Consider the following 22,640-nt stretch of genomic DNA (forward strand, 5'->3'; position numbering starts at 1 on the left):
CTTCCCCTCACTTTCTAACGATATTTCTTAGCTTTCCTAAACCGGTGATATGAAGTTCTACCTCATCACCATCTTCTAACCATCTATGCTTCTCTTCACCTAGCTCTAAAATGCACCCTGTACCAACTGTTCCTGATCCGATAACATCCCCAGGATATAAAGTGACATTTTTTGATGCATGTGAAATTAATTCTGAAAATGAGTAATAGATTGAAGAAAAATTACCACTAGAAATGACCTTTCCATTTATTGAGGCAGTCATCTTCAAATCGTAGCTTTTATTCTTTCTATATTGTTCAATTTCATCTTTGGTTACAATCCATGGTCCAAGTGATGTTGCAAAATCCTTACCCTTAGATGGACCTAAACCGACCTTCATTTCATGTGCTTGAAGATCTCTCGCGCTCCAGTCATTCATAATTGTGTATCCTAAAATATAATCATCTGCTTCTTCAACTGAGATATTACTTCCTGCTTTTCCAATAATACAAGCAATTTCTAGTTCATAATCCATTCGCTTACAATTAGAAGGAATAAATACACTATCCTCTGGTCCAATTACCGCTCTATGATTAGTGAAATAAAATACTGGTACTTCATACCATTCAGGAATCATCTCTAAACCTCGTCTGCCTCGAGATGTTTTAACATGTTCCTCAAATGCATAAAAATCACGTATGCTAGACGGCTTCGGAAGTGGTGATCGCAATTCAACAGAAGAAAGTGGAATACCTACTCCTGTTAATTCAGCAATTTCATTTTTATATTCATCATAGTTTTCTAGAATAGATAGTAAATCGGATGGTATTTTGCCATTGCTTAATTTATTTATATCAAGCACCTGGTCATCTACTAATATTCCTGCTTTTTCTTTTCCTTCATATAAAAATGTAATAAATTTCATAATTCACCTTTTTCTCTCAATCGCAAATGTGTCTGTAATTGCTTTTGTATATGAGTGACCAGCCAAACGTCCAACTGGATTTAATTTTTCAGTATTGATTTTGCCATTTTCATATAATTCATCATTAATATGAACATTCACAACTTTACCAATTACTAAACTACCAGCACCTTTGTTATCACCAAAATGTAATAGCTCAAAAAGTTCACATTCTAGTCCTACTAAACTTTCCTTTACTCTTGGTACATTCACAGTTGTACCATCAATTTTGGTTAGTCCAACCATCTCGAATTCATCTACTCCATAAGCAAAATCAGTTGCAGCTTGATTTACTTGTTCGCAAATTTCTTCACTTACAATATTAATAATAAATTCTTTTGTGCTTTCGATATTCTTTAGCGTATCTTTTTTATCTCCATCTGTTCCTCGAATCATTGGAGCAAAGCAAACTAGCATTGGATCAGCACAAATTGCTGTAAAGAAACTAAAAGGTGCAACATTCGCTACACCTTCAGTATTCTTTGTTGACACAAAAGCAATTGGACGTGGTAAAACTGAACCAATTAACAGCTTATAAGCATCTTGCCATGGTAAAGTATCCGGTCTAATTTCCATTGTGACAACCCCTTATAGATTTCCTCGCATTGCTTGTTCACGCTCAATCGATTCAAATAACGCTTTAAAGTTTCCATCACCGAAACCTTTAGCACCTTTACGTTGAATAATTTCAATAAATAATGTCGGGCGATCAACGATTGGACGAGTGAAAATTTGTAATAAGTAGCCTTCATCATCGCGGTCTACTAAAATCTTTAATTCTCTTAGTTTTTCAATATCTTCATCAATTTTGCCTACACGTTCTGTTAACATATCATAATATGAATCTGGCGTTTTTAAGAATTCAACACCTAATGCTCTTAGCTTCGTAACAGTATCAACAATGTCTTCAGTTAAAAGAGCTAAATGCTGTACACCAGGTCCATTGTTATAGTCTAAATACTCTTGAATTTGTGATTTACGTTTGCCTTCAGCAGGTTCGTTAATTGGGAATTTGATACGGCTTCCATTTGTCATAACTTTAGACATTAGTGCTGAATATTCAGTACTGATATCATCATCATCAAAATGAATCATTGATTGGAATCCCATTACGTTTTCATAATAAGAAACCCACTCTTCCATTTTTTCAACATTTCCAACAACGTGATCTACAGCAATTAAACCTGTTTCATTTACAGGAATGGTAAACGCACGATCCTTAAATCCAGGTAAGAATACACCTTTATAGTCTTTTTTCTCAATTAAAGTATGGATTGTGTCGCCATAAGTACCAATTACAGCTTTTTTCACTGTACCATACTCATCACTAATTTCAGTTGGAGGTAAGATTTTAATAGCTCCTCTACTAACTGCACCTTGATATGCTTTTTCGATATCATCTACGATTAATGCGATATCTTTAACGCCATCACCGTGTTTTTTTACAAATTCAGCAATTTTAGAATCTTCTTTTAAAGTTCCTGTAATCACAAGTCGAATGCTACCTTGTTTTAAAACATAAGAAACTTTGTCACGTACTTTTGTTTCTAATCCTGAATAAGCGATTGGTGTAAATCCAAAAGTGTTCGCAAAAAAATAAGCTGTTTGTTTAGCATTACCCACATACATTTCTAAATGATGCACTTCTTGAACCGGAAAAATATCATAGCTATTTTTTGCTTGTGTTAATTCATTTTGTTTCATCTTGATTTCCTCCTATAAATTACGATTTTTGTGAAGAAAAAAACTATGTACAAACTTTAAGTAAACGCTTACAAAACAAATAAACTACATAAAAAAAACATTTTCATTGTATGATTATTCAAAAGAGTATCATTTATGATGATATGGACATTCCTCCCTTTTCTAACAAACAACCTTTACTACTATATGAATATTTGAATCCATCAATGATACATTTTATATTTTTTTATAGTAGCAACTAATACAAGAAGTTCTACATCTTTTTTGTAATTCCTTCAAAAAAATTTATATTATATGAAATTTCTGTCGTTTTATATTATTCAAAAATTTAATTTTGTTTACGATCTTTGAGTTACATTACTTTATTCTACTAGTTATTTAGTTCATAATATCAATTAGGAAATATATGTAAGTACATGAAGGAAATGGAGTGAAATATACATGTTTATTATTCACGGTAGTTCAAGAGAAAATGGTAATACAGAGCAACTAACAAAAATGATTACAGAGGGTATTTCAGTCTCTGAGGTTCAATTACGAACAAAAAACATAAGACCAATCAATGATCAAAGACATGCAGAATTAGGTTTTCAACCTGTTGATGATGACTATGAGCAAATTAGCAAGGAAATGCTTGAACATAATACAATTATCTTTTCAACTCCTTTATATTGGTATGGCATGAGTGGACTTATGAAAAATTTTATTGATCGCTGGTCTCAAAGCTTAAGAGATAAAGAATTAAATTTTGCAGAAAAAATGAAAACCAAGAAAATGTATGTCGTTATCGTTGGTGGGGATAATCCAAGTTTAAAAGCATTACCACTCATTTTACAGTTTAAGCATATTTTTGAATTTGTAGGCGCGTCATTTGAGGGATATATCATCGGAAAAGCTAATTCTCCTGGTGATATTAGATTAGATTCAAACACGATTCAACAAGCAAACGCACTAAATTTGAAGCTAAAAAATGAAAATTAAAGATGAAATACCCTTGCATAGTCGCAAGGGTATTTTTTTTATGTTATATAAGGATGTGGAAATTCACTTCTGGATGTTCGTTTTCCATGATGTGTAAGATGAGGTAATTTCAATTAAAATGAAGTATGTTCCCATTCTAATTCGTTCATATGAACTAAAACATAATCCGTGCACATTTTAGGGTTAATTGTATCAACATGTGAAATAGCAATAGATGACATTGTCACAGCATATTTAACTGTATCAGCCATACTCATTTGATTCATATAGCCATATCCGATTCCAGCAACAAGTGCATCTCCTGCTCCTGTGACATTCACAACAGATACTCCTTTGGCCTTTAAAATGCCTTCTTCTACACCATTATGATAATAGATTCCTTCCGCATCTAAACTAATAAATACGTTTTTGACACCTTTTTGCCTAAAATATTCACCAGCTTTTCTAACGTCAGAAATCGAAACAATTTCAAAACCACATAATACTTCCGCTTCATGTCGATTTGGTTTAACTGTATGAAAATATTGAATTGTATCTTTAATTTTGCAAGCCTTTGCAGCAGAGACTGGATCAAGAATAAACTTTGTTTCTTGATGAAATTCTGATAATAAAAATTGAAGTGTGCTTGGATTATCTGCATCGACTACCATATAATCAGCACCTCGAATAACGTCGGCTTTCGAAAGAATAAATTCTTTTGTAAAATTGTTAGTGATTGTTAAATCTACTACTGCGGAAACCATTTCGCCACTTTCATCTAAAATAGCTAAATAAGTTGGAGTAGCTTCTCCTTCAATAATCAAGCTTTCACTCATATCCATACTAATTTTTTTGGAATGTTCGATCATATTCATTCCATTCATATCGTTCCCAACGACTGAAATAAATTTTGTATTTAATCCGATTTTTGCCATATTTTCTGCAATATTTCTGCAAACGCCACCAAATGAAACTTTCACACTACCTGGGTTCGAATCATAAGGGCGATAATTTTTTTTGGTAAACCCGATAATATCACATATTGAAACCCCAAAAACTAATATATAAGGGTTATTACTTTTGGTCATACCTTCATTCCTCTCACTTACATAAAAAATTAATAATATACATTATTTAAATATACCATAAAACACATTCATTTATTAATAGAAAATCTTGTATTTTTTAATAATTAATTCATTTAGCCCTTGACGTATACTATACATACAGATAAAATAAAATCTTGTTTGTTAAATTACGTGGTTCGTAACCCTCCCACGAAAAAAAACTAAGGAGAATAAAATGAAATTAAAAACGATTGCGATAAACGGCGTTTTTGCTGCTTTATATATAGCAGTTACCTTTTTTGTACAACCATTCGGATTTTCGAATTTACAATTCCGCCTTTCAGAAATATTTAACCACCTAATTGTATTTAATAAAAAATATTTCTTAGGAATTGTAGTCGGTGTTATTCTTGCCAACTTTTTCTTTTCACCAATTGTTGCTTATGATTTAATCTTTGGAGTCGGACAAACTGTTATTTCATTGTTCATTACAATCATCACTTCAAAATTGATCAAAGGTATCATTCCACGTATGATCGTGAATACAATCGTCTTTACCGCTTCAATGTTCCTAATTGCGATTGAACTAAAATTAGCATATGGATTACCATTCCCAATCACATATTTAACTACTGCTGTTGGAGAATTTGTTGTCATGGTGATAGGTATTCCAATTATGTATTACTTAAATAAACGTGTTAATTTTGAGAAACTAATTTAACATATAAAAAGAGTTGCCAATTCAGGTAGGCAACTCTTTTTTGTATGTATCTTTTATAATGAATAATCTTATTTGTCTTCTCTCAATATATAATCATTTCCGTCTTGATCATAAAATGAAAACATCGTTCCAAATGGCATTCTTAACATTTCGTCAACTTTTACACCATTATCTTGCATTTGTTTATAAGCTGATTCAACATCATTCGTACTGAATAAAACAGATGGATGTGCTACTTTTTCCGGTTTATGTTGTTCCATTGATGATTTTGAATATAAAACTAATGTTGTAAATTCACTTTCACTTGGACCAACTTCAATCCACTTAGCATTTGGACCCATTGCCATCTCATATTTTAATACGAAGCCAACTTTATTTATCCAAAAATCCTTCGCTGCTTCTTGATCTTGTACATATAAAGTAACTTTACCAATTTTATTAATCATTTAAAATGTACCCCTCTATTTAATAATAGTCTGACAAAATTTAGTATATCAAACAGATTTTGACAAAACAATGTCTCATCGTAGAAAAGAAAAAGCTCAAATATGAAAGCAACTAGTTTGGTAATCACTAAGTTTTTACATAAAAAAACGACTCAATTTCTTGAGTCGTTTTACATTACGCGCTTAAACATTTTTTCAAGCTCATACGAACTGAAATGAATAACAATTGGTCTGCCATGTGGGCAAGTAAAAGGATTTGTTGATTTTCTTAGTGTTTCTAGCAATCTAAATATTTCATCGTTCGTGATAAATTGATTCGCCTTAATTGAAGCTTTACAACTCATCATGATTGCTTTTTCTTCACGAAGTTTTTTAATATTTATAGTCCCGCGTTTTAATAACTCTTGGATCATCTCATCAATTAATGTTTCTTCTTGTCCTTCTGGAAACCAATTTGGATGTTCTCTAATCACATAGCTATTGCTACCAAATTTCTCAATAAACAAACCAACTTCTCTTAGTTCATCAGTATATTGATCTAACAGAATAGCTTGTTCCGGAGAAACATCGAATGTAATTGGGATCAATAAGGTTTGTAATTCCGCTGCAATTTCACCAATTTTTTCTTTAAAATATTCATAATAAATTCGTTCCTGTGCAGCATGCTGATCAACCAAATACAATCCATTTTCATTTTGTGCAACAATATACGTACCATGCATTTGTCCTATTGGATAAAGCGGTGGTAATTGATCAATCGGTGGTTCTTCTTTAGCAAGTTCATTACTAATGAAGACAGTTGTTTCCTCAGTTTTACTTTGTATCTCTTCACTTTTAAGATCACCATTATCGTTTTCATTCGAATAAAACGATTGAAAATATTGGCTTTCATAATCAGCTTGACTTTCTGATTCAATGAAATCATTTGTGTCAGGACTACTAAATGATTCCTCAAATATCTTTTCTGATTGCTGGGTTGAATGATTCATAGAATCATTCTGTAATGAAAACGGCAAACTCTTTTCTACATCATCTTTCGTTGTATGTTCAAAAGTAAATGTAGATTGTTCACTTAAAACCTTTTCTTTTGGTGCTGATCTTGTTATTTCTGGAATTAACGATCTACTTCTAAATACTTTTTGGATACTTTCTCTGATTAAAGTATATAATTGCTCTTCCTTACTAAAGCGTACTTCTTGCTTTGTAGGATGAACATTTACATCTACTAATTGAGGATCCATTTTAATAAATAGTGCAACAATAGGAAATCTACCGATTGGAAGTAATGTATGATACCCTTCAGAAATTGCTTTATTTACACCATAATGTTTAACATATCGACCATTTACATAAATTGATAAATAGTTTCTTGAAGCTCTAGTATATTCAGGCATCGATAAATAGCCATCTACTTGAAAATCTAATGATTCGGCTTCAAAGTGAACCATGTTCTTAGCAATTTGCAGTCCGTATAATGATGCTAAGATTTGCCTTGCATCTCCATTCCCATTACTTCTAAACATGTATTTATCATTATGTTTTAAATCAATTGCAATAGATGGATTAGCTAGTGCAAGTCTGTAAACCACATCAGTCACATTACTTAATTCAGTTTGGACAGTTCGCATATATTTCAAGCGAGCAGGTGTATTAAAAAATAAATTAGAAACATCTATACTTGTTCCTGTTGATTTAGCAATTTCTTTTTGGGATTGTAAAATGCCACCTTTAAGAACAGTTTCAATACCTGGACCATCAGTTGTTGATGTTTTTACAGTCACATAACTAACCGATGCTATACTAGGTAAAGCTTCTCCACGAAATCCTAGTGTTCGAATCCGAAATAGGTCATTTTCATTTTTTATTTTACTAGTTGCATGACGTTCAAAAGCGAGAATGCTATCTTCTTTTGACATCCCTTCTCCATTATCACTAATGAAAATTCTAGAGAGTCCACCATCATTTATTTCTATTGAAATGCGTGTGCTTTTTGCGTCAATCGAATTTTCAAGCAATTCCTTCACAACAGATGCAGGACGTTCAACTACTTCACCTGCTGCAATTTGATTGGCGAGGATTTCATCCAATTTTTTAATTTTAGACATACGTTTCCTCCTTTCCAAAATAAAAAGAAAGGCCAACTTCTTGCCTTGGCTATTATTTCTTTACTTCTTTTTGTAGTTCATATAATAAATTAAATGCTTCCATTGGATTCAATTCTAATAAATTTACCTTTTTCAACTGATCAATAACAGGATGATCTTTTTTCATTTCTTTCATTTTCGGTTTCTCTACATCAAAAAAGCTTAATTGTGCGTTGGAATCATTATTCATTTCCTCAGGTGTTTTATCATTTTGATTAACTTCTCTCACTATTTCACTAGAAAGATTAGCTTGTTTTTTTGGTTCTTCTTTTATAAACGGTCTCTCATTTGATTCTAAGTCATTTAATAGCTCCTTAGCTCTAGAGATGACATCTTTAGGAAGGTTTGCAAGTTCTGCAACATGAATACCATAGCTTTGATCTGCAGCTCCTTCAAATATTTTATGAAGGAATAAGACTTTCCCATCTTGTTCTTTGGCGGCTACATGAATATTCTTTAAATGTACTAATTGTTCAGCTAATACAGTTAGTTCATGGTAATGTGTCGAGAATAAAGTTTTCGCACCAATATGATCATGAATATATTCAATCATCGACTGCGCTAGGGCCATTCCATCATAAGTTGAAGTACCCCTTCCAATCTCGTCAAATAATATTAAACTATTTTCAGTCGCATTTGTAATAGCAAAGTTGGCTTCTAACATTTCAACCATAAATGTACTTTGACCTGAAATTAAGTCATCCGCTGCGCCAATACGTGTAAATATTTGATCAAAGATCGGTAGTTTTGCAGACTCAACTGGTACAAAACACCCAATTTGAGCCATAATACTAATGACTGCAACTTGTTTCATGTACGTACTTTTACCAGCCATGTTTGGCCCAGTGATTAATAATTGATGTGTTATTTCATCTAAGTTTGTATCATTTGGAATATATTCAGTATCGGATAATACGCGTTCTACAACAGGGTGACGTCCATTTGTAACCATATATTCACGTTTAGTTGTAAATGTCGGTTTTACATATCCATATTTTTCACTAATGACTGAAAAACTTTGTAAAACATCTATTTGACTAATAACTTGTCCAAGTTTTTGTAGTCTTGTTAAATATTGCTTTACTTGCTCACGAATCGAGATAAATAATTCGTATTCTAAACCAATCATTTTCTCTTCTGCTTCAAGAATTAATGTTTCTTTTTCTTTTAATTCTTCTGTTATAAACCGTTCAGCATTGGCTAGTGTTTGTTTGCGCTCATATCGCCCTTCTGGAAGCTGTGACAGATTAGACCTTGTTACTTCTATAAAATAACCAAAAATACGATTATAGCCTATTTTAAGGGACTTTATTCCTGTAATGTCTCGCTCACGTTGTTCTAGCTCCATTAGCCAGTTTTTCCCATTTTTACTAACAAAACGATATTCATCAAGTGTTTTATGAAAATCATCTTTGATAATATTACCTTCTTTAATCGATAAAGGCGCATCTTCTACAATCGCTGATTCTAAAAGCTCCTCTAGTTCATCACAAGTGTCGATTTGGTTAAGTAACGAATGAATTTCATCATGATCAATCATTTTTAATGTTTCTTTGATCGCTGGAATATTTTGAAGTGAACGTTTCAGTTGTAATAAATCTCTCGCATTCACATTACCAAATGAAACCTTTCCAGCTAATCTTTCTAAATCATAAACACCTTTTAATAATTCTTTAATATCTTCACGTACAAAGTAATTTTCATTAAATAGTTCAACAAGTGTTAAACGTTTTTCTATTTGTTTAACATCTACCAACGGTCTTTGAATCCACTTTTTCAGTAATCGTCCACCCATTGCCGTTTTTGTTTCATCTAATAACCAATTCAATGATCCTTGTTTATTTTTTGAACGTTGCGTTTCGACTAATTCTAGATTTCTCATTGAATACATATCCATATTTAAAAAGTCATGTTGGTGGATAACAATGATTGGTTGTAAATGCGAAAGTGTACGTTTTTGCGTTTTTGATAAATAGTTTAATAATCTTGCCGCTGCTTTTTGAAGTTCAACTCGTTCAATTGTTTTGACGACATTTGTAAACTCTTCAGTTAACATATCATTCGTTTCAATTGACACCGTAATTGAAAAACTTTTTTCAAGTGTTTGAATGGCCTTCGTAGAAAAATGATCCGCAACAACGACCTCTTTCGTACCAGTAGCAGCTATCTTTAATACCGCCTCATCTAATGAACCTTTTAATAACATTGCATTTCCTTCACCAGTCGTAAGGTCAATCCAAACTAATCCGTAAGATGTAGGTGTAAATTCCATCAACGAGGAAATATAATGATTTTGTTTTTCTTCAATTGTTCTTCCTTCCATTTGAGTGCCCGGTGTAATAAGTTGAACAACCTCTCTTCGAACAACACCTTTTGCAACAGATGGATCTTCTACTTGCTCACAAATTGCTACTTTATATCCTTTTTCAACTAATTGTTCTATATACCCTGCTGCAGAGTGATATGGTACCCCACACATCGGTATTTTCTCTTCCGACCCACCTGCACGTCCAGTCAACGTAATTTCTAAAACTCTAGATGCTTTAATTGCATCTTCAAAAAACATTTCATAAAAATCACCAAGTCTAAAAAATAAAAAAGCATCTTGGTAATGTTTCTTTATATTTAAATATTGCTCTATCATAGGCGTATAAGTTGCCATGCTATACTATCCTCTCCATCAAAACATTCTTTGCATATTATATCACATTTTGACGAAAGCTTTTTGATTACTTACTCGCAAAAGTTAAATGTTTCTTTTATTTTAAACAACAAAAAAGCTAGGAAGTGTCACCTTCCTAGCCTTGTTTATTCTTCTTCGCCATCTAAAATAAAATCTGGATCTAAATCTTCAAACTCATCATCTAAATCATAGAAATCTTCACCGTCGTATGCACCATCTGGAGCTACGACAACAACCACTTTTGTTTCACCTACTACTTCAACTAATACCTCTTTTTCAACAGTAACGATAAAGCGATTGCCATTTGGTGAGATAACTGCATCTAAGCAATTTGGATGTTTTAATGACTTTGCAATTACTTCACAATCTTCTCCAGTATAATTATCATCTCTGTACTTTAATTTCACCAACTCATGATACTTTACTGATTCTTGTACAACCTCTGTTCTCGTATTGTCACTATAGGAGTACCAAATATTGATATCATATTTACCTGATACCTCTACTCCTTCTTTTACTTTTTTAGCATCATATACATGATTAATAACCCAGCAGCCTAGTATACTTGATGGTGTGTGACTTGGTGTGATTGTATGAGTGCTTCTATTGTATTTCTTGCCCTTTCCTACGACTGCCTTCGTTATGATCTCTCTGTATTCAGACATAGGTGTGACCCTCCTCGTTCCATTTTCATTTCATTCTATGCGTGACATTAGCGGAATGTGTTAATGACATGAAAATTCTTTTATACAAGTTAAAAAAACATGTGATGATAAATTGTATGACGAGTGCCCAATAAAGTTGACTGTTTATTAAAGAAATTAAAAAATAATCATAAAAAATTATGATGATACCGCATCACACCTATGTTTTAAATAGATATTAAAAAGCATTTTTCAAAAGAATTCACTAGAAAACTGTGAAAAAAAATAGCTCGACTAGGTAGTCATCGTTAAGAGTATGAATTTGAAATGTCAGAGGAGATTTTTCAAAGTGTATTCAATCAATTTAGTGAATATGAAATATAAATATAGTAATTGGACAAGAAGTTTAACAAAAAAAGACACAACGGCAATTTCATTAGATTGCACGTTGTGTCTTTTTATTAATGACCGCAGCTATCAGTTGAGCAGCTTGAGCCAGCATTGCTTGCAATTTTTGAACCAGTTTCACCACTTAATAAGTTTCCACCAGTAGATTTAATAATTTCGTCTGTTACACCGTTAGAAATTGTGTGTGCAATTAGTTGAAGTAAGTCATTTACTTCTACTTGAGAAGATTGGAATTCTTGAACGATCGGAATTGATTCTAATTGTTCATTAAGCTCTTCAAGCTCTTGTTCCACTTTTTTCAATGCTTCTTTCTTGCCCCAATGTTCAAGGTTTACTGCTTGTTTTTGTAATGATTTAATTTGTTCTATATGTGTTTTAACTGTTTGGCTTTCATTAATTTGAGCTTCAGCTCGTTTAAAAAAGTCTACTTCTTCTGTTTCAGAAATCATGACAGCTAATTCCTTAGCACGTGCAACGATATCTTCTTTTGTAAATTTTCCCATTATCTCACCTCTACTGGTTCTTCTACTGACTCTTCTACTAATTCACCGTCTAATGACCATGTTTTAGCATTTGTAACTTTAACTTTTACGATTTGACCAACAATTGATTTTGGACCTTTGAAATTAACAAGTTTATTGTAAGGAGAATATCCTGCAAGTACATCAGGGTTTTTCTTACTTTCACCTTCAACTAATACTTCAAGAATTTGACCTTCAAATCGTTTATTAAACTCATTTGCTTTTTGATTAACAACAGCATTTAAACGTTGTAGACGTTCTTTTTTCACATGCTCAGGTACATTGTCAATCATTTTCGCAGCTGGAGTACCTTCACGCGGTGAATAAATAAACGTGAATGCTAAATCGAAACCTACTTCTTCATATAAAGTCATTGTTTCTTCAAATTGTTCATCAGTTTCATTTGGAAAACCTACAATGATATCTGTTGTAAATGAGATATTTGGCATTGCAGTTTTTAACTTTTTCACTAAACCAAGATAATGTTCACGATCATATTTACGTGACATTAATTTAAGTACCTCTGAACTACCTGATTGAACAGGTAAGTGAATATGTGGCATTATATTGCCACCTTTAGCTAATACTTCAATTAAATGATCATCAAAATCGCGAGGATGACTTGTCGTAAAGCGAACACGAGGTATACCAATCTTACGGATTTCATCCATTAAATGGCCAAGTCCGTAATTTCCATCCTCAAGGTCTTTACCATATGCATTAACATTTTGTCCTAAAAGTGTTACTTCTTTGTAGCCTAAACGAGCAAGTTCGCGTACTTCATTAATAATATCTTCTGGTTTACGACTTCGCTCTTTACCACGCGTGTAAGGTACGATACAGTACGTACAGAACTTGTCACAACCATACATAATATTAACCCAAGCTTTTATTTCGCCACGACGGACTTTTGGAAGGTTCTCAATTACGTCACCTTCTTTTGACCATACTTCAATAACCATTTCTTTACTAAACATAGCTTCTTGAATGATAAATGGTAGTCTATGAATATTGTGAGTACCAAAAACCATATCTATGAAAGAATGTTTTTGGAGAATACGATTTACTACAGCTTCCTCTTGTGACATACAGCCACAAATTCCAATTAATAAATCAGGTCTTTGAAGTTTAAGTGGTTTTAAGTGTCCAATCTCTCCAAATACTTTGTTTTCTGCATTTTCACGAATCGCACAAGTATTTAAAAGAATAATATCTGCATCTTCCACAGAAGTTGCTACTTCATATCCCATCGTTGTTAAGATTCCGGCCATAACTTCCGTATCATGCTCATTCATTTGACATCCGTAAGTACGAATTAAAAACTTTTTACCAGCACCTGAATTTCTCATTTCCTCTGGTATTTCAAAGCCTCTATCATACATTACTTCTTCCTTACCACGACGTTTTGCATCAGCTAAGGAAGGAGCTTGATAAACTTTTTCAAAGTACTTACTATAATCTTTATCAGTTTGATTTTTTGAATTATTTATATTAGTGCCTTGAAGGCGTTGTTGTTCATTCATTTAACAATCTCCTTTCATCGCAACATTACACATTACTCTAGTATATAACGTTATTCTACAATATACAATCTACGTTACGCAAAAAGAAAGGTCTAATCAGCAAGTATTATCTTATAGAAATTTTATCTAAAAACAATTCACTATAAACCGCTTTCATTTGTGGGTATTAAATAATGATTTATTTAGTTCTTTTTCTCTGAAATTAAATCAATGTTAAATTATATAATCAAAATAGAAGCTATCATAGTTGAATACTATTTAAAGAAACTGAAATCAGTATTCAATCATTATATAATCAAAACAAAAAAACTCCTCAAAAATGAGGAGTTTTTTATATTACATAAATTCAGCAACTAATTTTTCGAATTGATCTTTTTCTAATTGTAGATCAGATTCTACTAGTGGTTCTTCACTGTAACCAGAAATTAATTCTTGGTAAGATTTTTGTTCTTTGTTTTGGTAGATAAGACCAGTTACTAAACCTTTATTTTGCATTAATGTTTGCATAGCCATTTCTTTATTTGATGGATCATATCCTTCAACATCAGAAAGCTTCACTAGGTTTTCTTTAAACCAATCATAAGTGTTTACTTTATTGTAAGTAACACATGGACTAAATACGTTGATTAAAGAAAATCCTTTGTGTTGGATACCTTGCTCGATTAATGAAGTTAATTCTTTTAAGTCACTAGAGAAACTTTGTGCAACGAAAGTTCCACCAGCAGTTAACGCCATTTCCATTACAGAAAGTGCTGATTCAACCGAACCTTGTGGAGTACTCTTCGTTTTGAAGCCTACATCACTACGAGGTGATGTTTGACCTTTTGTTAATCCGTAAATTTGGTTATCCATTACGATATAAGTAATGTCGATGTTACGACGAATTGCATGGATTGTATGACCTAAACCGATTGCGAATCCATCTCCGTCACCACCAGAAGCGATAACAGTTAAATCACGGTTAGCCATTTTAACACCTTGTGCAATTGGAAGTGAACGACCATGAATACCATGTAAACCGTAAGAATTAATATATCCTGAGATACGACCAGAACATCCGATACCAGATACAACTGCAAGGTTATCCGGTTCTAAACCAACATTTGCTGCTGCACGTTGAATTGAAGCTTGTACAGAGAAATCTCCACATCCAGGGCACCAGTTTGGTTTAACGTTATTACGAAATTCTTTAAATGTTGCCATTTAGAACAACTCCTTCCTTACAAGTGTTGTAAATTTCTTTTGGTAGGAAAGGATTTCCATCATATTTTAATAAGCTTGAAATCTTTTCTGCATGACCACAGTTCATTTTAATGATGCTTGTTAATTGACCTGTAGCATTGTTCTCAACAACGATTACACGTTTAGCTTTTTTCAGTTCTGGTAAAAGCTCAGCTGTTGGGAATGGGTGAATTAAACGTACATGAGCATGGTTAACTTTAATACCATCTTGCTCTAAACGTACCATAGCTTCTTCTATAGCACCACGAGTTGAGTTGAAGCCTACTAATAATACATCAGCATCTTCATGTTTTGCATTTACTAATACAGGGTTAGGGAAACGTAGGTTATTTAACTTACGCATACGTTTATCCATTTGTTGATTACGATTAATTGGTGATTCAGAAGGCTTACCAGTTTCATCATGCTCAACACCAGTTACGTGGTGGATTCCACCTTTCATACCTGGTACTACACGTGGAGAAACGCCATCTTCTGTCACTTCATAACGCTTGAAGTATTCTTTATTCTCAGATACAGGAAGCTCCATGTTGTAATCAAACTTACCGCGACGAATTTGAACTTTATCAAATTGAAGTGGTTCTACTGTTTGTTTACCTAAAGATAACTGTAAGTCTGTGATTAAGATAACAGGAACTTGATATTCTTCAGCTACGTTAAACGCTTCCACCATATCGTAGAATGCTTCTTCTACTGTACTTGGAGCGATTACTACTTTAGGAATCTCACCGTGAGTACCATAGATCATAGCCATTAAATCTGATTGTTCTTGTTTTGTAGGAAGACCAGTACTTGGACCACCACGTTGTGTATCAACGATTACTAATGGAACTTCAGTAATACCTGAAAGACCGATTGCTTCCATCATTAATGATAGACCAGGACCTGCAGATGCAGTTAGTGTACGTACACCAGCGTAGTTTGCACCAATCGCCATTGTACATGCAGCAATCTCATCTTCAGTCTGGATAACAGCTCCACCGAACTTAGGTAATTTTTTAATTAAGTATTCCATAATCTCAGACGCAGGAGTAATTGGATACGCTGCCATAAAACGTGAACCACCAGCAAGTGCACCCATTGCGATTGCATCATTTCCGATTAAGAACATACGTTTTTTACCGTCTGCGCTTGATAATTGCATTTTATTTACATTAACGCCAAGCATTTCTCTCATTTCTTCTGCTCCGCGTGCGATTGCTTCAATGTTTTTCTCTACAATTTGTTGACCTTTTTTACCGAAAATTTCATCAACTACTTCTCTAAATACATCAATAGATAAACCTAAAATTGCACTTGATGCTCCAACTGCAACCATGTTTTTCATTAATGAAGTACCTAGTTCAGTTGCTAAGTCTGTAAATGGAATTGAATAAAGTGTTACATCCGTTGAATCTGGAATTGTTGGATTAAATTTAGCATCAGCGATTACGATACCGCCTTTGCGTAATTCATAAAAGTTCACATCGATCGTTTCTTGGTCAAAGGCTACTAAAATATCTAAGTCATCTGAAATTGCACGAACTTCAGTTGTACTTACACGAATTTTATTATTTGTGTGACCACCTTTAATACGTGAAGAGAAATGGCGGTAACCGTATAAATAATAACCTAAACGGTTTAACGCAATTGCAAAAATTTCTCCTGTACTTTCGATACCTTCACCCTGTTGTCCTCCAACTTTCCATGAAAGTTGTTCTATCATTTCCTACACCCCTTTGAATGCCCTCATTCGTAGTAAATTAAAAATTAAAATATTGCATATTTGCATATCATTCATTTTTTTATAAAAAGAATGAAAGCGATTTAAAACATATCTTTTGATATGAGTTAATTCGCTTTCAATTCTAGACCTTATATTCAAAAAAATCAATGATTTTAGCACAAATTATTCCTATAATTTTTATATTTTTATTATTCTGAACAAATAACCCGTTATTTAAAATGAATATATGATGAATAATTGTTGTACATAAAGCCTTTTACTTGTTCTTCAGTATAAAATTTTAGGAGTTCATTTGAAAGATTTTGATATTTTCCAACGTGATTTAAATTCGTTGGATGAATTTCGATTCCATCAAAATCAGAGCCCATCGCGATACATTTTTCGCCACCAAGTGCACACATATGATCAATATGCTTAATCAAATCAGAAATTGTTGCAGTACCTTCATCTACTACAAATGGAGGATAAAAATTAATACCTACTATTGCATTTCGACTAAACATTGCTTTTAATTGCTCATCATTTAAGTTTCTTGGGTTTTTACAAATTGATTTTGCATTTGAATGTGTAGCAGTTGGATATTTCGCTTGATGAAATGCGTCCCAAAAAGCTGCTTCACTACAATGAGAAAGATCACACCACATATTATGCTCATTTAAGTAATGAACTACACTTCTTCCAAAATTCGTTAGTCCACCGTTTCGTTCCTCAAGAATACCATCTGCTGCTTCATTAGCAAAATTCCACACTAATCCGACGCTACGTACGCCTAGACGGTGAAGAATTTTCAAACGATTAATATCACCTAATAATGCGTCACAACCTTCTAACGTTAAAATTGCACCCATTTCATGTGATTGTAATGTCGCCTCATCTTCTTTTGTCCGAATTACTTTAATATTATTCTCCGAAGTTGCAATTTTTTCATAAAAAAGAGTAACACATTGCAATGCTGCATCAAATTTGATTAATTTATGTATACTTTCAGGAATATAAATTGCATAGCATTGTACTTTGCTATTTCCTTGTTTTAATTTTTCTACTGAAACTTGCAGTGTCTCACCATTATGAAAATTGATTGAAGGCTTTTCTAATAGTTTCATCAATACGTCACAATGTGCATCAAATATTTTCATATCGTAACTTCCTTCCGATTTATTAGACTTTTTACACTATTCTATCATATTCGTCGTTACGAGAATGTTTTTTTATAAAAATGCAAAATAAAACAACCTGCTCGCATGTTGCTAACAGGTTGTTATTATTAACGAGGTTCAACGATTAATTTGATCGCTGTTCGCTCTTCCCCATCGATTTGAATATCTGTAAATGCAGGGATACAAATTAAATCCACTCCGCTTGGTGCTACAAATCCTCTTGCAATTGCAACTGCTTTCACAGCTTGGTTTAATGCACCAGCGCCGATTGCTTGAATCTCTGCCGAGCCACGCTCTCTTAATACACCTGCAAGTGCTCCTGCTACAGAATTAGGGTTTGATTTTGCTGAAACTTTTAATATTTCCATTCCTAGATCCTCCTTGTTACTAAAAAAGCTATTATTGTGTACAATAAAAACTATTCTTGATAACAAGAAGATATTCCTGCTAATTTTTTAAAGTTTTTTAAAAATTTTTACTATTCTTTTAATTAAGATAATAACGCTTGATGATCATCATTAATTTGGATACGTTTGATTGATTTTGCTCTTCCAGAATTCTTATCTAATTCTATGATTACACCACTTAGCTGGCCTCTTCCTTCATCCACTTCAAAGCGTACTGGTAGATTCGTTAAGAATTTCTTTAAGACTGCTTCCTTAGTAACGCCAAGCACACCATCATATGGCCCAGTCATTCCAACATCAGTTATAAATGCAGTTCCCTCAGGTAATACTCTTTCATCTGCAGTTTGAACATGTGTATGTGTACCTACGACCGCTGTTACACGACCATCTAAGTACCATCCCATTGCAATTTTCTCACTTGTAGCTTCCGCATGGAAATCAACAAAAATGATATTTGTTCTTTTCTTTGCAATTTTAATTAACTCATCAGCCTTTTTAAACGGGCAATCGATTGCAGGTAGGAATGTTCTTCCTTGTAAATTTATTACTGCAATCTCAACATCATTGAAGTTTAAAAATACTAAACCATTTCCTGGTGTTCCTTCTGGATAATTTGCAGGTCTTACAAGATACTTTGCGTTATCAATAAATTCAAATATTTCTTTTTTATCCCATGCATGGTTACCAAGTGTAACTGCTTGAGCTCCTAATTCTAAAAATTCACGATAAATTTTCTCTGTAATTCCCTTACCGTGTGCTGCATTTTCCCCATTTATTATCGTTACTGAAGGACTAAAATTTCTTTTTAAAGACTGTAAATGAGTCTTTACCATATCTCTACCATTTGAACCTACTACATCACCAATAAACAAAATTCTCATCTTCTTACATCCTTCCAAATTTGCATATTCTTTTTATAGAACATACAAATATCTTACCTATATATTACCCAAAAATATGAAAAGCTCCTTTACTAGCACAATCCAAATCTTTCATCCATGATAAAGATCAGATTGTTTAGTTGGAGCTCCAATTATTTCACATAAAAGAAAATAAAGTGGCTATTGCCACTTTATTTTGCATACTCAACAGCGCGAGTTTCACGAATAACCGTAACTTTGATATGTCCTGGATAATCCAGTTCATCTTCTATACGTTTTCTTATATCTCTTGCTAATCTATGAGCTTGTAAATCATCAATCGTATCCGGCTTCACCATGATTCGTACTTCACGGCCAGCTTGAATAGCGAATGACTTTTCAACACCTTCATACGATTCAGAAATTTCTTCAAGCTTTTCTAATCGACGAATATAGTTTTCTAATGTTTCGCTTCTTGCACCTGGTCTAGCTGCAGATAATGCATCAGCAGCTGCTACTAATACAGCAATAATTGATGTAGGAGCAGTATCACCGTGATGTGATGCGATACTATTAATAACTACTGGATGTTCTTTATACTTAGTCGCTAGTTCAACACCGATTTCAACGTGGCTACCTTCTACTTCATGATCAATTGCTTTACCAATATCATGAAGTAATCCTGCGCGTTTAGCTAATTTAGCATCTTCGCCAAGCTCAGCTGCCATTAGACCCGCTAGATTTGCAACTTCCATTGAGTGTTTTAACACATTTTGACCATAACTAGTTCTAAATTTCAGACGACCTAATATTTTAATTAAGTCTGGGTGAATTCCATGAACGCCAACTTCAAAAGTAGTTTGTTCACCGACTTCACGTATGTACTCATCTACTTCACGTCTAGATTTTTCAACCATTTCTTCAATTCTAGCAGGATGGATTCGACCATCTTGTACTAACTTATCTAATGCAATTCTCGCAGTTTCACGACGAATTGGATCAAAACCTGATAAAATAACAGCTTCAGGTGTATCATCAATAATTAAATCAATACCTGTTAATGTTTCTAAAGTACGTATGTTTCGCCCTTCACGACCGATAATACGACCTTTCATTTCATCATTTGGAAGATTTACTACAGATACTGTTGTCTCAGCAACATGGTCTGCAGCACAACGCTGGATTGCTAATGATAAGATATCCTTTGCTTTCTTATCAGCTTCTTCTTTTGCGCGAGCTTCTGTTTCTTTTACTAAAATTGCTGTTTCATGGGATAGCTCATTTTCGACTTTAGAAAGAATTAACTGTCTTGCTTCTTCACGATTTAAGCTAGAAATACGTTCTAACTCTTCTTGCTGAGCAGCAATTAATGCCTCTATCTTGCTTTCCAGTTCTTCTACCTGCTGTTGTTTTAAAACAAGAGATTCCTCTTTTCTTTCAAGTACAGACTCACGTTTAGAAAGTCCATCATCTTTACGGTCAAGATTCTCTTCTTTTTGCATCAAACGATTTTCTTGCTTTTGTATTTCACTACGACGATCTCGAATTTCGTTTTCTGCATCTGTACGAATTTTAAAGATTTCGTCCTTTGCTTCCAATAAAGCTTCTTTTTTAATCGATTCTGAATCACGTTTAGCATCTTCAATAATTTGATTTGCATGATTAGTTGCGCCATTAATTTTAGCTTCTGCAATGGACTTACGAACAAAAAATCCAACAACGTAACCGACTCCGAGAGCAAGCAATACGAAGATGATCCAAATTATTTCTTGTGCACCCATGATTTCACCTCCTCTTGCTATTTAATTAGTTTCATTTTTGTCGGCTGGTATATTGTATTAATAAATTGCATCAACATACAGCACATTAAAATTCAATTTTCATTTCAAAGTAATATTTTTTTAGAATATACACTTAAATATTAAATCTCTTACCAAATGATGTCAAGCCTTGTAACCTGCTTACTTGCTTGATTTATCAATATTTATTACATTTTTACTAGATTTCATACATAGAATTTAAAATTTTATACTATAAAAGAAAAATATATTGAAAAATATTCGTCTTTTTTTATTCAATATAATTTAAAATCTATCCTTTCATTTGCTAGATTTTATGAAATCACAACCATCTTATTAGCGAGACTCCTTTTACTAAAAAGTGTCTTCCGTTGTAACTAACTTCACCATCTAATTTCAAATCCAAAAAACTATCAAAAAAAGCGAGTGCTGATTGGAAGCACCCGCTTTTTACTAAATTAAATGACTAACTATTAAGATAAATTATTAATTTAATTCATCGTTACAAAAGCTTACTCATCTAATAAAGAAAATTGATCATCTTCTTCATCAGGTACAGTTACAGGCTTATCTAAATTATAGTGCTCACGAATAGATGCTTTAACAGTATCACGAATATCTTTATTTTCTTTTAAGAATTGCTTAGCATTTTCACGACCTTGTCCTAGTCGTTCCTCGTTATATGAATACCAAGCACCGCTCTTAAGAACGATATCTAAATCAGAACCGATATCTAGGATTTCTCCTTCTTTAGAGATCCCTTCTCCGTACATAATATCCACTTCTGCTTGTCTGAACGGAGGCGCTACTTTATTTTTAACAACTTTAATTTTCGTTTTGTTACCAACAATATCATTACCTTGTTTTAATTGTTCAGCACGACGCACTTCTAAACGTACAGATGAATAGAATTTTAAGGCACGTCCACCTGGTGTTGTTTCAGGGTTTCCGAACATTACCCCTACTTTTTCACGAATTTGGTTAATAAAGATTGTAATTGTTTTTGATTTATTGATTGCACCAGAAAGCTTACGTAATGCTTGTGACATTAATCGAGCTTGTAAACCAACGTGAGCATCTCCCATTTCACCTTCAATTTCAGCTTTTGGAACTAAAGCTGCAACTGAATCGACAACAATAATATCAATTGCACCACTTCGAACTAATGCTTCTGCAATTTCAAGTGCTTGTTCCCCTGTATCTGGTTGAGATAATAATAATTCATCAATATTAACGCCTAACTTTTGAGCATAAATAGGATCTAATGCATGCTCAGCATCAATAAATGCCGCTTGTCCACCTTGAGCTTGAACCTCTGCAATTGCATGAAGCGCTACAGTTGTTTTACCTGAACTCTCAGGGCCATAAATTTCAATAATACGACCTCTTGGATATCCACCTACACCTAATGCTACATCTAGTGCTAACGATCCACTAGAAATAGTTGAAATTTGGCGATCAGTTTGCTCTCCAAGCTTCATAATTGAACCTTTACCAAATTGTTTTTCTATTTGTTTTAAAGCCATTTCTAAAGCAGCTTGACGATCACTCATTTGTTTTCCTCCTCAAATTACATCCATTTATATATCTTATATATCTATCATAACTGTTTTTTGTTCGTTTGCCAACAAAAAAATAGAACATTTATTCGATATTTTTTGTATTTAAAGTAGAATTTCTCAGAA

At 33.2% G+C, this 22,640-nt stretch carries 19 protein-coding genes and 1 riboswitch; of the genes, 2 read left to right on the forward strand and 17 right to left on the reverse strand.

Annotated elements, in window-relative coordinates; all coding sequences use genetic code 11:
• Positions 1-7: 7 nt before the first annotated feature.
• The 3 genes from CAB05_RS03735 to hppD are packed head-to-tail and all read right to left on the reverse strand — an operon-like array spanning position 8 to position 2,647.
• On the reverse strand, positions 8-904 hold the full coding sequence (locus CAB05_RS03735; protein ID WP_087998463.1) for a fumarylacetoacetate hydrolase family protein: 897 nt from the start codon (positions 902-904) through the stop codon (positions 8-10).
• A 3-nt stretch (positions 905-907) separates the two neighbouring features.
• Positions 908-1,519 carry a flavin reductase family protein gene (locus CAB05_RS03740; RefSeq protein WP_087998464.1) on the reverse strand — a complete coding sequence of 204 codons (612 nt, stop codon included), beginning with the start codon at positions 1,517-1,519 and terminating at the stop codon, positions 908-910.
• 12 nt (positions 1,520-1,531) lie between these two features.
• Complete coding sequence (gene hppD / locus CAB05_RS03745) at positions 1,532-2,647, reverse strand: 4-hydroxyphenylpyruvate dioxygenase (RefSeq protein ID WP_087998465.1); 1,116 nt, start codon at positions 2,645-2,647, stop codon at positions 1,532-1,534.
• 441 nt (positions 2,648-3,088) lie between these two features.
• Between hppD and CAB05_RS03750 the strand changes: the two genes are divergently transcribed.
• Positions 3,089-3,628, forward strand: coding sequence for a flavodoxin family protein (locus tag CAB05_RS03750; RefSeq protein WP_087998466.1), 540 nt, complete (start codon positions 3,089-3,091; stop codon positions 3,626-3,628).
• A 113-nt stretch (positions 3,629-3,741) separates the two neighbouring features.
• On the opposite strand, the gene CAB05_RS03755 is transcribed toward CAB05_RS03750, so the two are convergent.
• Positions 3,742-4,695 carry a carbohydrate kinase family protein gene (locus CAB05_RS03755; protein ID WP_087998467.1) on the reverse strand — a complete coding sequence of 318 codons (954 nt, stop codon included), beginning with the start codon at positions 4,693-4,695 and terminating at the stop codon, positions 3,742-3,744.
• A gap of 165 nt (positions 4,696-4,860) precedes the next feature.
• Positions 4,861-4,905: riboswitch (PreQ1 riboswitch) on the forward strand.
• Between the two features lie 4 nt (positions 4,906-4,909).
• On the opposite strand from CAB05_RS03755, the gene CAB05_RS03760 reads away from it, so the two are divergent.
• Positions 4,910-5,395 (forward strand): QueT transporter family protein, encoded by a 486-nt coding sequence (locus tag CAB05_RS03760; protein ID WP_087998468.1) that lies wholly within the window; start codon positions 4,910-4,912, stop codon positions 5,393-5,395.
• A gap of 68 nt (positions 5,396-5,463) precedes the next feature.
• Here the strand turns inward: CAB05_RS03760 and CAB05_RS03765 are convergent, their stop codons facing one another.
• The 13 genes from CAB05_RS03765 to recA form a co-directional block, all read right to left on the reverse strand.
• Positions 5,464-5,841 (reverse strand): VOC family protein, encoded by a 378-nt coding sequence (locus CAB05_RS03765; protein WP_087998469.1) that lies wholly within the window; start codon positions 5,839-5,841, stop codon positions 5,464-5,466.
• A gap of 170 nt (positions 5,842-6,011) precedes the next feature.
• Positions 6,012-7,946, reverse strand: coding sequence for a DNA mismatch repair endonuclease MutL (gene mutL / locus CAB05_RS03770; RefSeq protein ID WP_087998470.1), 1,935 nt, complete (start codon positions 7,944-7,946; stop codon positions 6,012-6,014).
• 52 nt (positions 7,947-7,998) lie between these two features.
• On the reverse strand, positions 7,999-10,647 hold the full coding sequence (gene mutS / locus CAB05_RS03775) for a DNA mismatch repair protein MutS (protein ID WP_087998471.1): 2,649 nt from the start codon (positions 10,645-10,647) through the stop codon (positions 7,999-8,001).
• Positions 10,648-10,793: 146 nt separating this feature from the next.
• A complete protein-coding gene (gene cotE, locus CAB05_RS03780) occupies positions 10,794-11,333 on the reverse strand; it encodes an outer spore coat protein CotE (protein ID WP_087998472.1) in 540 nt (179 codons plus the stop codon).
• Between the two features lie 440 nt (positions 11,334-11,773).
• On the reverse strand, positions 11,774-12,223 hold the full coding sequence (locus CAB05_RS03785) for a YlbF/YmcA family competence regulator (RefSeq protein ID WP_087998473.1): 450 nt from the start codon (positions 12,221-12,223) through the stop codon (positions 11,774-11,776).
• Positions 12,223-13,764, reverse strand: coding sequence for a tRNA (N6-isopentenyl adenosine(37)-C2)-methylthiotransferase MiaB (gene miaB / locus CAB05_RS03790; protein ID WP_087998474.1), 1,542 nt, complete (start codon positions 13,762-13,764; stop codon positions 12,223-12,225). Before miaB ends, CAB05_RS03785 begins: the two co-directional genes overlap by 1 nt.
• A gap of 336 nt (positions 13,765-14,100) precedes the next feature.
• Positions 14,101-14,967 (reverse strand): 2-oxoacid:ferredoxin oxidoreductase subunit beta, encoded by an 867-nt coding sequence (locus tag CAB05_RS03795; RefSeq protein WP_087998475.1) that lies wholly within the window; start codon positions 14,965-14,967, stop codon positions 14,101-14,103.
• The gene (locus CAB05_RS03800; protein WP_087998476.1) at positions 14,954-16,711 is read right to left on the reverse strand and encodes a 2-oxoacid:acceptor oxidoreductase subunit alpha; all 1,758 of its coding nucleotides are present in this window, start codon (positions 16,709-16,711) and stop codon (positions 14,954-14,956) included. Before CAB05_RS03800 ends, CAB05_RS03795 begins: the two co-directional genes overlap by 14 nt.
• A gap of 230 nt (positions 16,712-16,941) precedes the next feature.
• Positions 16,942-17,868: a dipeptidase gene (locus CAB05_RS03805; protein ID WP_087998477.1), complete on the reverse strand. Its 927-nt coding sequence runs from the start codon at positions 17,866-17,868 to the stop codon at positions 16,942-16,944.
• A 128-nt stretch (positions 17,869-17,996) separates the two neighbouring features.
• Entirely contained in the window at positions 17,997-18,257 is a 261-nt protein-coding gene (spoVS, locus tag CAB05_RS03810; protein WP_044893696.1) for a stage V sporulation protein SpoVS, read from the reverse strand.
• Positions 18,258-18,379: 122 nt separating this feature from the next.
• Positions 18,380-19,177, reverse strand: coding sequence for a TIGR00282 family metallophosphoesterase (locus tag CAB05_RS03815; protein ID WP_087998478.1), 798 nt, complete (start codon positions 19,175-19,177; stop codon positions 18,380-18,382).
• A gap of 191 nt (positions 19,178-19,368) precedes the next feature.
• The gene (rny, locus tag CAB05_RS03820) at positions 19,369-20,937 is read right to left on the reverse strand and encodes a ribonuclease Y (protein ID WP_087998479.1); all 1,569 of its coding nucleotides are present in this window, start codon (positions 20,935-20,937) and stop codon (positions 19,369-19,371) included.
• 530 nt (positions 20,938-21,467) lie between these two features.
• Entirely contained in the window at positions 21,468-22,508 is a 1,041-nt protein-coding gene (gene recA, locus CAB05_RS03825; RefSeq protein WP_087998480.1) for a recombinase RecA, read from the reverse strand.
• Positions 22,509-22,640: the final 132 nt, after the last annotated feature.

The sequence above is a fragment of the Gottfriedia solisilvae genome (assembly GCF_002128405.1).
GTDB classification, from domain to species: domain Bacteria; phylum Bacillota; class Bacilli; order Bacillales; family Bacillaceae_G; genus Gottfriedia; species Gottfriedia solisilvae.